The following is a 12504-nucleotide window of genomic DNA, read 5'->3' as shown; positions in this document are numbered from 1 at the left end:
CCGCGCCACGTCGCCGTCCCGCGGACGGCTGCAGCCGGGCGCCCGCCGGTGTTAGGTTGCCCGGATTGACCAGAGAGGACCTCCATCGCTGGGGGTCGCCTCATGAGCACCGGGAGTCATCCGTGGGATCCCCCACCGACCAGCAGGACCAGGGCGTCTGGCTGACCCAGGAGGCCCATGACCGGCTGCGGGCCGAGCTCGACCAGCTGATCGCGAACCGCCCGGCCATGGCCAAGGAGATCAACGACCGCCGCGAGGAGGGCGACCTCAAGGAGAACGGCGGCTACCACGCCGCCCGCGAGGAGCAGGGCAAGGCCGAGGGGCGCATCCGCCAGCTCACCGACCTGCTGCGCAAGGCACAGGTCGGGGCAGCCCCCACCGAGGCCACCAACGCCGCCCTCGGCACGGTCATCACCATCGCCTTCGACGGCGACGAGGACGACACCGAGAAGTTCCTGTTGGGCTCGCGCGAGATCGCCGGCACCACCGACCTCACCGTCTACTCCCCCGAGTCGGCCCTGGGCGCGGCGATCATCGGGGCCGAGCCGGGCGCGACGGTCACCTACACCGCGCCCAACGGCAAGGCGATCTCGGTGAAGGTCCTGGCCGTCGAGCCGTTCGTCCCCTGAGCCGGACGTGACCAGCACGGTGGACGGCGGGCGGGCCCGCGGGCGACGGGCGGAGAACACCGACTTCGTCTGCGGGCACTGCTCGACCCTGGTGCCGGCCAACACCGACGGGCACTACCGCAACCACTGCCCGTGGTGCCTGTGGTCGCTGCACGTCGACGAGCTGCCCGGCGACCGGGCCAGCGAGTGCCGCCAGCTGATGGAGCCCATCGGCCTGGTGGAGAAGTCGGGCAAGGGCTGGCAGGTGGTGCACCGCTGCACCGCCTGCGGCCACCGCCAGCCCAACCGGCTGGTGCGCGACGGCGCGGCCCCCGACGACCTGGACCTGGTGCTGCAGCTCCCCTGGCTCTGACGCACCGCCTTGCCACGGCCACAGCCCGGCCCGTGGTGGCTGGTGGCTGGTGGCTGGTGCACATCGCACGCGGTGTCGCCGCATCGCACGGGCTGCAGCACGTGCCATGCGGACACGACGCGTGCAACGTGACGTGGCCGGCCGCAGCGGCCCACGCCGGCGGTGCCCTCGGACGCCGACCTGAGTTCTGCGGTCTCGTGGCTTCCGGGCGCCGGATGCCACGAGATCGCAGACCTCACCGGGCAGCCGGGCAGCCCCCACGGCAGCACGGCCCCGCGGACGACGTCCGCGGGGCCGTGCTGCCGTCGGGCGGTCAGGCCGGGGTCAGGCCGCGGCGGCGGAGCAGGGGGCCGGTGTCGGCGGCCCGGCCGCGCACCGCGGCGAAGGCGCCCAGCGGGTCGACCGAACCACCGCGGGACAGCAGCCGGTCGCGGAAGACGTCGCCGTTCTCCCGGCGCAGCCCGCCGTTCTCCTTGAACCACTCCACGGTGTCGGCATCGAGCACCTCCGACCAGATGTAGGAGTAGTAGCCGGCCGAGTACCCGCCGGCGAAGACGTGCTGGAAGTACGTCGTCCGGTAGCGCGGCGGCACCAGGTCGAAGGCGACGCCGGCATCGGCCAGCGCCTGCGCCTCGAACGCCTGCGCGTCGGTGACCTGGGTGTCGGGGCCGATCCGGTGCCAGGCCTGGTCCAGCAGCGTGGCGCCGAGGTACTCGACGGTGGCGAAGCCCTCGCCCCACAGCGCGGCGGCCTCCATGGCGGTGACGGCTTCCTGGGCCAGCGGCTCACCGGTCTCGACGTGCCGGGCGTAGTGGGAGAGCACCTCCGGCCACAGCGCCCACATCTCGTTGACCTGGCTCGGGTACTCGACGAAGTCCCGCGGCACGCTGGTGCCGGAGAACCGCGGGTAGGTGACCGCGGAGAACAGCCCGTGCAGCGCGTGGCCGAACTCGTGGAAGAGGGTGGTGACCTCGTCCATGGTCAGCAGCGTGGGCTGCCCGGCCGCCGCGCGGGTCACGTTGAGGCAGTTGAAGACCACCGGGCGGGTGCCCAGCAGGCCCGACTGGTCGACGAACGAGCTCATCCAGGCCCCGCCGCGCTTGCCGTCGCGGGCGAAGAAGTCACCGAGGTAGAGCCCGACCGCTGCGCCGTCGGCCCCGAAGACCTCCCAGACCCGGACGTCGGGGTGGTAGCCCTGCAGGTCCGGGCGCGGGGTGAACGTGTAGCCGTAGAGCAGCTCGGCGGCGCGGAAGACGCCGTTGACGAGCACCCGGTCCAGCTCGAACCACGGCCGCAGCGCGCTGCTGTCGACGGCGTAGCGCTCGGCGCGCACCCGCTCGGAGTAGAACGCCCAGTCCCAGGCGGCCAGCTCGACGCCGTCGGCGGCGGCCAGCTCGGCGAGCACCGCGGCCTCGGCGTGCGCGTTGGCCATCGCGGGGGCGACCAGCGCGCCGAGCAGCTCGTCGACGGCGGCCGACGTGCGGGCCGTCTGGTCGGCGGCGATCAGGTCGGCGTGGGTGTCGAACCCGAGCAGCTGGGCCCGGACAGCGCGCAGGTGGGCCATCTCCACGGCGATCGGTCCGTTGTCGTGCTCGCCGGCCGACGCGCGGGTGAGCGAGGCCTCGTGCAGCCGGCGCCGCAGCTCGCGGTTGCGCAGCTTGGCCATCGCCGGCTGACCCGAGGGCAGCACCAGCGTGAGCAGGAAGCCCTCCTTGCCGCGCTCGGTCGCTGCACCGGCCGCCGCCTCGACCTCGGCCGGGCTGAGGCCGTCGAGCTCGGCGGCGTCGACGACCAGCACCGCGGCGGCCTCGGTGGCCACCACCAGGTTCTGGCCGAAGGTCGTGGACAGCTCCGACAGCCGCTGGTTGAGCTCCCGCAGCTGGTCGCGCCCGGCCTCGTCGAGCCCGGCACCGGCCAGTACGAAGTCCAGGTGGTACCGCTCGACCAGGCGCAGCTGCTCCTCGTCCAGACCCGCCTCGTGCCGGCCGGCGTGGACGGCGTCGATCCGGGCGAAGAGCGCCGGGTCCAGCCGCAGCGCGTCGGCGTGCGCGGCCGACAGCGGTGCGACCTCGCGCTCGATGCCCCGCAGCTCGTCACTGGACATCGACGAGGAGAGGTTCCAGAAGACCGACTCGGCCCGCTGCAGCAGCGCCCCGGAGCGCTCCAGAGCGACCACGGTGTTGTCGAAGGTGGGCTCGGCCGGGTCGGCGAGCAGCGCGGCGACCTCGGCCCGCTGCGCGGCCATCCCGGCCACCAGCGCCTCGCGGCAGTGCTCGAGGGTGATGTCGGCGAACGGCGGCAGCTCGTAGGGCAGCGTCGAGGGGGCCGCGAACGGGTTGGCCGGGGACAGGGTCTCGGGTGCCGGCGTCGCAGCCGGTTCAGCGGTGCTCATCGCACCCATCCTCACCCCGCACCCCGGCCGGCCGTCACCTGGACGGCCGGCCGGCCCCGACTCCCCCCGGCCCCGGCCGCGCTGCACCGTCCAGCAGCCGGCCTCCTCGCGGACGCCCGCCACGGGCGAGGGGCCTCCGTGCGCCTCCCGGACGCGGCCGGGAGGGGAGGCTTCCCGTCAGCGGGAGGACCCGTGCGGCTCCGGACGCGGCCGGGCGGGGAGGCCCTCTCGTCAGCGGGAGGACCCGTGTGACTCCCGGACGCGGCCGGGCGGGGAGGCTTCCCGTCAGCGGGAGGACCCGTGCGACTCCCGGACGCGGCCGGGCGGGGAGGCCTCCCCATCAGCGGGAGGACCCGTGCGCCTCCCGGACGCGGCCGGGCGGGAAGGCCTTCCCGTCAGCGGGAGGACGTGCGCAGGTAGGCCCGCACCGACAGCGGGACGAACACCGCGAGGATCGCCAGGGCCCACAGCAGCGTGTAGAGCACCGGGTGCTGCAGCGACCAGGCCGCGGGCTCCGGCGCGCTGGCCGGGATGTTGCCGAACAGCTCGCGGGCGGCCTGGGTGACCGTGGAGACCGGGTTCCACTCCGCGAAGCGCCGCAGCACCGAGGGGAAGCTCTCCAGCGGCACGAAGGTGTTGGCGATGAACGTCAGCGGGAAGATCACGATGAAGCTGGCGTTGTTGACCACCTCCGGCGTGCGCACCAGCAGCCCGACCAGCGCCATCAGCCAGGAGATCGCGTAGGCGAACACCAGCAGGATGAGGAACCCGCCGACCGCCTCGGCGATCGAGCTGTTGATCCGCCAGCCCACCACCAGCCCGGTCACCGCCATCACGATGATGGAGAAGGCGTTGAGCCCGAGGTCGGCGACCGTGCGGCCGATGAGCACCGCCGAGCGGGACATCGGCAGCGAGCGGAACCGGTCGATGAGCCCCTTCTGCATGTCGTCGGCGAGGCTCGCGCCGGTGATGGTGGACCCGAAGACCACCGTCTGGGCGAAGATGCCCGGCAGCAGGAACTCCGCGTAGGTGATGCCGTCGGGCAGGTTGATCGCGCCGCCGAAGACGTAGCGGAAGAGCACCACGAACATGATCGGCGACAGCGTCGCGGCCACGATCAGGTCGGGGACCCGCCTGACCTTGATCAGGTTGCGCCGGGTGATGACGATGCTGTCGGAGACGGTCTCGGCCAGGGTGGTCATCGGGAGGCTCCTGCGCTGACGGGGTCGTGCTCGGCGGTCTCGGCAGCCGGTTGGGCGGCCTCGGCGCTGTGGCCGGTGAGGGTGAGGAAGACGTCGTCGAGGTCGGGACGGCGCAGCCCGACGTCCAGGATCTCGGCCGGGACGCCGGACAGCCGGCGCAGCGCCTCGGCGAGGGTGTCCGTGCCACCGGTGACCGGCACCGACAGCCGCCGGGTCTGCGGGTCGGCCTGCAGCTCACCGTGCGCCAGCGGCCGCAGCGCGTCGGTGACGACGGCCAGCTGCTCGGCCGTGCGCACGGTGAGCTCCAGCCGCTCGCCGCCGACCTGGGCCTTGAGCTCGTCGGCGGTGCCGCGGGCGATGACCCGGCCGCGGTCGATGACCACCATCCGGTCGGCCAGGCGGTCGGCCTCCTCCAGGTACTGGGTGGTGAGCAGGATCGTCGTCCCGTCGTGGACCAGGTCGGCGATGAACTCCCACATGCCCAGCCGGCTGCGCGGGTCCAGGCCGGTGGTGGGCTCGTCGAGGAAGAGCACCCGCGGCCGGGCGATCAGCGAGGCGGCGATGTCCAGCCGCCGCCGCATGCCGCCGGAGTAGGTCTTGGCCGGGCGGCCGGCGGCGTCGAGGAGGTCGAAGCGCTCCAGCAGCTCCCCGGCCCGGCTGCGGGACTCCCTGGCGCTGAGCCGGTAGAGCCGCCCGACCATCTCCAGGTTCTCCCGGCCGGTCAGGTACTCGTCGACCGCGGCGTACTGGCCGGTGAGCCCGATGGTGGCGCGGACCTGGCCGGCCTGGGTGACCACGTCGAGGCCGTTGACCTCGGCGCGGCCGGCGTCGGGGCGCAGCAGGGTGCTCAGGATCCGGACGACGGTGGTCTTGCCCGCCCCGTTGGGACCGAGCAGCCCGAGGACGGTGCCCTCGGACACGGTGAGGTCGACCCCACCGAGCGCGGTGTTCTCCCCGAAGCGCTTGACCAGCCCCTCGACGACGACGGCGTTGTTCATGCCGTACACGCTAGGAGTGGGCTGTGACACTTCTCCAGCGGTTTCCTGGACACGCGGCGGGTCCGTTCCACGAGCACACCTCCGACGACGCACGGTCCCCGCCGCCGGGTGCGACGGCGGGTCGCAGGTGCAGACCGGCGCCGCCGCGCGAACTCATCGGCGGGTCAGTCGACGAGCACCGGATAACCGGCGGCCGACAGTGCGGCCAGCACGCCGCGGGCGTGGTCGGGGCCCTGGGTCTCCAGGTGGACGCCCACCAGCACCTCGCCGAGGTCGAGCACCGGCGTCGTCCGCTCGTGCTCGACGGACAGCACGTTGGCCCGGAGCCCCGCGAGCTCGCGCAGCAGACCGGCCAGCGAGCCGGGCCGGTCGGGCACCGTCACCCGCAACGAGAGGTAGCGACCGGCGGCGGTCATGCCGTGCTGGACGACCTTCATCATCAGCACCGGGTCGATGTTGCCGCCGGAGACCACCGCCACCACGGGCGGGGCGAAGGCGCCCGGGTCCGCCAGCACCGCCGCGACCGCGGCGACCCCGGCCGGCTCGACGACGAGCTTGGCCCGCTCGAGGCAGAACAGCAGCGCCCGGGACAGGTCGCCCTCGGTGACGGTCACGACGTCGTCGACCAGGCCGGCGACGTGGGCCAGCGTCAGGTCGCCGGGCGCGGCGACGGCGATGCCGTCGGCCATGGTGGCCATCGACGCCAGCTGCACCGGGTGCCCGGCGGCCAGCGAGGCGGGGAAGGCGGCCGCCGCAGCGGCCTGCACGGCGACGACCCGGACGTCGGGACGGCGGGCCTTCACCGCGGCCGCCATGCCCGACACCAGCCCGCCCCCGCCGGTGCAGACGACGACGGTGGCCACCTCGGGGCACTGCTCGAGGACCTCCAGGCCCACCGTGCCCTGCCCGGCGATGACGTCGGGGTGGTCGAAGGGGTGGATGAACACCTTGCCGGTGGCGGCGGCGAACTCGACCGCCGAGACCATCGCCTCGGTCAGGGTCGCGCCGCCGAGCCGGGCCTCCGCGCCGTACCCGCGGGTGGCGGCGACCTTGGGCAGCGGCGCGCTCTCGGGCATGAAGACCGTCGCCGCGGCGCCCAGCTCGCGGGCGGCCAGCGCGACGCCCTGCGCGTGGTTGCCGGCGCTGGCGGCGACGACCCCGCGGGCGCGCTCGGCGTCGGTGAGCCGGGCGATCCGGGTGTACGCGCCGCGGATCTTGAAGGACCCGGCCCGCTGCAGGTTCTCGCACTTGAGCCACACCGGCCCGCCGACCCGGTCGGCCAGCGCGCGGGAGTGCTCGAGCGGGGTGCGGCGGACGACGCCGTCGAGCAGCACGGCGGCCGCCTCGACGTCGGCGCCGCTGACCAGGGGCACTGCACCGGGTGCGATCACACCGGCGATCCTCCCGCACCCGCCGGCGGCGGGACGACGGACACCCGACTGTCACTCCTGCGTCGTACCGTGGTCGAGGTGACGGACGCCGCACCGCAGGGGACCCAGTCCCCCACCCCTCCCGCTCCCACGACGCTCGGCGAGCTCCGCGCCACCGGCGCCGCCTTCCGCCCGGTCAAGGCCGAGCTCCGCGCCAACCTCCTCGCCCGGCTCGCCGCCGGACAGACCACCCTCCCGGGCATCGTCGGCTTCGAGGACACCGTCGTCCCCGAGGTCGAGCGTGCCCTCATCGCCGGCCACGACCTGGTGCTGCTCGGTGAGCGCGGCCAGGGCAAGACCCGCCTGATCCGCACCCTCGTCGGCCTGCTCGACGAGTGGACGCCGGTGCTCGTGGGCAGCGAGCTCAACGAGCACCCGCTGGCCCCGATCAGCGTCTGGGGGCACCGCCAGGTCGCCGAGCACGGCGACGCGACCCCGGTCGGCTGGCAGCACCGCAGCGAGCGGTTCGGGGAGAAGCTGGCCACCCCCGACACCAGCGTCGGTGACCTCATCGGCGACGTCGACCCGATCAAGGTCGCCGAGGGCCGCACCCTGGGCGACCCCGAGACCGTGCACTACGGCCTGGTGCCGCGCACCAACCGCGGCATCTTCAGCATCAACGAGCTGCCCGACCTGGCCGAGCGCATCCAGGTGGCACTGCTCAACGTGCTCGAGGAGCGCGACATCCAGATCCGCGGCTACCGCGTGCGGCTGCCGCTGGACCTGCTGCTGGTGGCCAGCGCCAACCCCGAGGACTACACGAACCGCGGGCGCATCATCACCCCGCTCAAGGACCGGTTCGGCGCCGAGGTCCGCACCCACTACCCGATCGAGCTGGCCGACGAGATCCGCCTGCTCAAGCAGGAGGCGCAGACCAGCTGGCTGGGCGCCGGCACCGACCTGGACACCCCGATCGTGCCCGAGCACCTGGTGGAGATCGTCGCCCGCTTCACCCGGCTGGTGCGCGAGTCCAGCCAGGTCGACCAGCGCTCCGGCGTCAGCGCCCGGTTCGCGATCGCCGGGCTGGAGACCGTCGCGGCCTCGGCCGTCCGGCGCGCCGCGGTGGCCGGTGAGGCGCGCCCGGTGGCCCGGGTCGTCGACCTCCCCAGCATCGTCCCGGCCAGCCGCGGCAAGGTCGAGTTCGCCGACTCCGGGTCCGACAGCGACGACGACCGCGACCTGGAGGTGCTCGAGCACCTGCTGCGGCAGGCCACCGCGCAGACCTTCCGGGCGCGCTGCGGCGGGCTGGACCTGACCGGCCTGCAGGAGCACTTCACCGGCGGCGACACCGTCGAGTCCGGTGACCTGGTGCCGGCCACCCGGCTGCTCGGCCAGCTGGGCACCGTGCCGAACCTGGCCCAGTTGCTGGGCCGGCTCGGGGTGCCCGAGGGCGAGGAGTCCGCCGAGCAGGCCGCCGCGGCCGTCGAGTTCGCGCTCGAGGGGCTGTGGCTGACCCGGCGGCTGGCCAAGGACACCGACGGCTCCCGCACGATCTACGGGGCCTGACGTGCCCGGCGCACGCAGGCCCCGGGGGTACCGGTACGGCAAGTGGACCGGCGGGCCCGACCCGCTGGCCCCGCCGTACGACGTCGCGGCCGCGGTCGACGAGATCGGTGACCAGGTGCTGGCCGGTGCCGGCGTCCGCGAGGCGATGCGCGACCTGCTGCGCCGCGGCGTCGACGGGCGCCGCGGCCTGGACCAGCTGCGGCGCAACGTCCGCGACCGGCTCAAGCAGGCGCGCAAGGCCGGCCGGATGGACGGCACGCTCGAGGAGGTCCGCGAGCTGCTCGACCGGGCCGTGGAGGCCGAGCGGACGGCGCTGTTCCCCGATCCGGACGACGCCGCCCGCCTCGCCGAGCAGGAGCTGGACGCCCTCCCGCAGGACACCGCGGGAGCCGTGCGGGCGCTGAAGGACAAGCAGTGGCGCTCGCCGGAGGCCGCGCAGGCCTACCAGCAGATCAAGGACCTGCTCCAGCAGGAGGTCCTGGACAGCTCGTTCCAGGGCATGAAGCAGGCGCTGCAGCAGATGCAGGACGGTGACGGCGCCGGCATGCAGGCGGTCAAGGACATGGTGGCCGACCTGTCCGCGCTGGTCGACGCGCACAACCGCGGTGAGGACACCGACCAGCAGTTCGCCGACTTCATCGGCAAGCACGGGGAGTTCTTCCCCGACTCCCCCGAGTCGGTCGAGGAGCTCATCGACTCCCTCGCCCGCCGGGCGGCCGCGCAGCAGCGGATGATGGCCGGGCTGTCGGCCGAGCAGCGCGCCGAGCTGCAGGACCTGATGGGCCAGGCGATGGGCGACCTGGGTCTGCAGAGCGAGATGGCGCACCTCAACGACGCGCTGCGGCAGGCCCGCCCGGACCTGCCGTGGGGCCAGGGCGGTCCGGTGCCCGACGGCGAGCAGGGGCTCGGCATGGGCGACGCCACCAGCGCCGTCGCCGAGCTCGCCGACCTGGAGGCGCTCAGTCAGCAGCTGTCCCAGGGCTACGCGGGCGCCTCGCTGGCCGACGTCGACGAGGAGCTGCTGGAGCAGGCGCTGGGCCGCTCGGCCGTCGACGACCTGGCCGCGCTGCGGCAGCTGGAGCGCGAGCTAGAGCGGCAGGGCTACCTCAACCGCAGCGAGGGCAAGCTCGAGCTGTCCCCCAAGGCGGTCCGCCGGCTGGGCGCGACGGCGCTGCGCCGGGTGTTCGCCCAGCTCTCGGCGACCGGCCGCGGCGAGCACGACGTCGCCGACGCCGGCGCCACCGGCGAGCTGACCGGGGCCTCGCGCGAGTGGCGGTTCGGCGACGAGCAGCCACTCGACGTCGTCCGCACGGTGCGCAACGCGGTGCTGCGCGGCGCGGGCACGCCGCGGGGTGACGGGCAGCGGAGGGTGCAGATCGCCGTCGAGGACTTCGAGGTGGTCGAGACCGAGCGCCGCACGGGCGCGGCGGTCGCGCTGCTGGTCGACCTGTCGTACTCGATGGCGCTGCGCGGCACCTGGGGCGACGCGAAGTCCACCGCGATGGCGCTGCACTCGCTGGTGACCACCCGTTTCCCGCAGGACGCCATCGAGATCATCGGGTTCTCCTCCACCGCGCAGGTGCTCCGGCCGGAGGAGCTGGCCGAGCTCAGCGTCGACACCCTGCAGGGCACCAACCTGCAGCACGGGCTGATGCTGGCCCGCCGGTTCCTGGCCCGGCACCGGGACGCCGAGCCGGTGGTCCTCGTGGTCACCGACGGCGAGCCCACCGCCCACCTGGAGGACGACGGGACGCCGTTCTTCTGCTGGCCGCCGATGCCGGAGACCATCGCCCGCACCGTCGCCGAGGTGGAGAAGGTGGCCCGGTCGGGCGCGACGATGAACGTGTTCGCCCTCGACCCGGAGCCCGGGCTGGTCGAGTTCGTGCACGACATCACCGCCCGCGCCGGGGGCCGGGTGTTCCAGCCCTCCAGCGACCGGCTCGGCGAGTACGTGGTGGCCGACTACCTCCAGGCCCGCAAGGGACGCCGCGGGCGGTAGACGGAGGACCCCTGTACCCCTCGCCCCTCCCACGCTCGGGGCGAGGAGGACAGGGGCCTGACGGCGGGACCGGGCCCGGACAACGGGGCCGGGGCGACCGCCGGTGGGCCGGGTCACCCGGGCCACCGGCGGCGCGTCGGGGAGGATGGACGGCGTGAGCAGCGAGGCACCCACCGGGACGATCACGATCGAGCAGGTCGACGCGGCGACCACGTACCCGCTGCGCGTGCAGGAGCTGCGCCAGGGCCGGCCCGCCGAGATCGACGAGGACGACGCCCCGTACACGTTCCACCTGGCTGCCCGGCTGGAGAGCGGCGAGGTGGTCGGCGTCGTCCGCTTCCACCCCCGCGACTGCCCGTGGCGGGAGGGCGAGGGGTCCTGGCAGCTGCGCGGGATGGCCACCGACCCGCGGGTGCGCGGCCTCGGCGTGGGCCGCGCGCTGGTGGCGGAAGGCCTGTCCCGGGTCGCTGCCCGCGGCGGGCAGCTGGTGTGGTGCGACGCCCGGGGTGCGGCCGTCGGGTTCTACGAGCGGATCGGCTTCACCCCCGTCACCGAGGAGTACGACCTGCGCCCCGTCGGGCCGCACCGCGGGATGGTCATCGAGCTGCCGATCCGCTGACCGGGCTCAGGCGGTGGGGTGCGCCCCGCTGGAGCTGATGCCGGGGATGCGCCCGGCCCGGAAGGCGTCGACGAACAACCGGTGGTCCTCCTGCGTCCGGCGGGCGTAGGAGTGTGCGAACTCCACCAGGTCGGCCACGAACTGCTCCCGGCGGTCCCCGACGAGCTCGGTGAGCGCCTCCTCGGTCTGGAACGGCACCAGGGTGTGGTCGCTGTCGGCGTCGCCCACGCAGTGCAGCTTCGCCGTGGCACGGCCCAGCTGGGCGAGCACGGTGGCGATCTCGTCAGGCTCGGTGAGGTCCTCCCAGTCCAGGTCGCTCTCGTAGGGCGACAGCTCCTGCACCACGAAGCCGACGCCGCCGATCTCGGTGTGCCCCAGGAACTGGGAGGCGTTGGCCTGCAGCGCGCGCTGGCTGACCGCCGTCCGGTGGCCGTGGTGCTCGAAGTAGCCGCTGATCTCCGGGTCGCGGACGATCCGGCTGGGGGCTGCGACGTTGCCCTGCTTCAGCGACAGGACGACGTCGTTCTCCAGCGCCTGGTCGTAGCCCTCGATCAAGACGCTGTAGGCGGGCAGCCCGGCGCTGCCGATCCCGAAGCCGCCGGTGCCGACGACGTCCTTCACGCCGTAGGCGACGTCCCGCTTGCGCCGCGGCGGGTGCACGGTGCCCTGCCAGCGCTCGAGCGCGTGCAGCACCTCGGCGCGCTCGTCGTCGTCAAGCCGGCGGTTGCGCGGCAGGTCGGCGAAGCGCCGCTCGAAGCGCTCCACCACCGTGACCCGGTCGAGCAGGCCGATCCGGGTGCGGGCCGTCGTGGCGAGCACGACGTCGTGCACCGCGCCCTCGGTGTTGTCCCGGGTCAGGGCGAAGGAGCGGTCCTCGTCGGACCGGGTGAAGGCCTCGACCTGGTCGAGGTAGGAGCCGAGGAACATCCCGAGCAGCTCGCCGATCACGTCGTCCGCGAGCGCCTTGCGCCAGGCGAGCAGCGCGAAGCTGGCCGCGAACCGGCGCAGGTCCCAGCTGAGGTGGCCGAGGTAGGCCTCGTCGAAGTCGTTGACGTCGAAGACGATGCGGCCCTCGCCGTCCATGTAGGTGCCGAAGTTCTCCGCGTGCAGGTCACCCTGGATCCACACCCGGGACGTCCGCTCGTCACTCCAGCGGTCCTCCAGCGCCGCCATGTCGGCGTAGAACAGACACGCCGAGCCGCGGTAGAACGCGAACGGGTCGGCGGCCATCTTGCGGAACTTGGTCCGGAAGGCGTCCGCATCAGCGGACATCAGGTCGGAGAAGGCGTCGACCAGCACGTCGATGATCTGTTGGCTGCGGACGTCGTCGTCCGGGCGGTTGTTCGGAGGGGTGAGGTCAACGCGGGCGGCCACCTC

Annotated in this window: 10 protein-coding genes; 5 read left to right on the top strand and 5 right to left on the bottom strand. The window is 73.8% G+C overall.

Annotation, left to right across the window (positions count from 1 at the left end):
• The first annotated feature begins 122 nt into the window (after positions 1 to 122).
• Positions 123 to 629: a transcription elongation factor GreA gene (gene greA, locus KUM42_RS14355; protein ID WP_237493208.1), complete on the top strand. Its 507-nt coding sequence runs from the start codon at positions 123 to 125 to the stop codon at positions 627 to 629.
• A 7-nt stretch (positions 630 to 636) separates the two neighbouring features.
• On the top strand, positions 637 to 981 hold the full coding sequence (locus KUM42_RS14350) for an RNHCP domain-containing protein (RefSeq protein ID WP_237493207.1): 345 nt from the start codon (positions 637 to 639) through the stop codon (positions 979 to 981).
• Positions 982 to 1294: 313 nt separating this feature from the next.
• Here KUM42_RS14350 and KUM42_RS14345 read toward each other — a convergent pair whose 3' ends face one another.
• The 4 genes from KUM42_RS14345 to ilvA all read right to left on the bottom strand — a co-directional run bounded on the left by KUM42_RS14345 (position 1295) and on the right by ilvA (position 6964).
• Positions 1295 to 3373, bottom strand: coding sequence for a M3 family metallopeptidase (locus KUM42_RS14345; RefSeq protein ID WP_237493206.1), 2079 nt, complete (start codon positions 3371 to 3373; stop codon positions 1295 to 1297).
• A gap of 395 nt (positions 3374 to 3768) precedes the next feature.
• Positions 3769 to 4575, bottom strand: coding sequence for an ABC transporter permease (locus KUM42_RS14340; RefSeq protein ID WP_237493205.1), 807 nt, complete (start codon positions 4573 to 4575; stop codon positions 3769 to 3771).
• Positions 4572 to 5573 (bottom strand): ATP-binding cassette domain-containing protein, encoded by a 1002-nt coding sequence (locus KUM42_RS14335; RefSeq protein WP_237493204.1) that lies wholly within the window; start codon positions 5571 to 5573, stop codon positions 4572 to 4574. Before KUM42_RS14335 ends, KUM42_RS14340 begins: the two co-directional genes overlap by 4 nt.
• 164 nt (positions 5574 to 5737) lie before the next feature.
• Positions 5738 to 6964 (bottom strand): threonine ammonia-lyase, encoded by a 1227-nt coding sequence (gene ilvA / locus KUM42_RS14330; RefSeq protein ID WP_237493203.1) that lies wholly within the window; start codon positions 6962 to 6964, stop codon positions 5738 to 5740.
• A 78-nt stretch (positions 6965 to 7042) separates the two neighbouring features.
• On the opposite strand from ilvA, the gene KUM42_RS14325 reads away from it, so the two are divergent.
• The 3 genes from KUM42_RS14325 to KUM42_RS14315 all read left to right on the top strand — a co-directional run bounded on the left by KUM42_RS14325 (position 7043) and on the right by KUM42_RS14315 (position 11127).
• The gene (locus KUM42_RS14325; protein WP_237493202.1) at positions 7043 to 8509 is read left to right on the top strand and encodes a sigma 54-interacting transcriptional regulator; all 1467 of its coding nucleotides are present in this window, start codon (positions 7043 to 7045) and stop codon (positions 8507 to 8509) included.
• Between the two features lies 1 nt (position 8510).
• The gene (locus KUM42_RS14320) at positions 8511 to 10508 is read left to right on the top strand and encodes a hypothetical protein (protein WP_237493201.1); all 1998 of its coding nucleotides are present in this window, start codon (positions 8511 to 8513) and stop codon (positions 10506 to 10508) included.
• Between the two features lie 154 nt (positions 10509 to 10662).
• Complete coding sequence (locus KUM42_RS14315; protein WP_237493200.1) at positions 10663 to 11127, top strand: GNAT family N-acetyltransferase; 465 nt, start codon at positions 10663 to 10665, stop codon at positions 11125 to 11127.
• 6 nt (positions 11128 to 11133) lie between these two features.
• Here KUM42_RS14315 and KUM42_RS14310 read toward each other — a convergent pair whose 3' ends face one another.
• A complete protein-coding gene (locus KUM42_RS14310; protein ID WP_237493199.1) occupies positions 11134 to 12501 on the bottom strand; it encodes a DUF2252 domain-containing protein in 1368 nt (455 codons plus the stop codon).
• Positions 12502 to 12504 lie beyond the last annotated feature (3 nt).

The organism is Modestobacter sp. L9-4, from assembly GCF_019112525.1.
Taxonomy (GTDB): Bacteria; Actinomycetota; Actinomycetes; order Mycobacteriales; family Geodermatophilaceae; genus Modestobacter.
The sequence above is the reverse complement of the archived record's forward strand: the minus strand, read 5'-3'. Positions and strand labels throughout refer to the sequence as shown.

What these genes read in the sequence shown, in the direction of transcription:
- KUM42_RS14335 (WP_237493204.1), bottom strand. Translation starts at nt 5,573, where the DNA reads ATGAACAACGCCGTCGTCGTCGAGGGGCTGGTCAAGCGCTTCGGGGAG.
- KUM42_RS14345 (WP_237493206.1), bottom strand. Translation starts at nt 3,373, where the DNA reads ATGAGCACCGCTGAACCGGCTGCGACGCCGGCACCCGAGACCCTGTCC.
- KUM42_RS14340 (WP_237493205.1), bottom strand. Translation starts at nt 4,575, where the DNA reads ATGACCACCCTGGCCGAGACCGTCTCCGACAGCATCGTCATCACCCGG.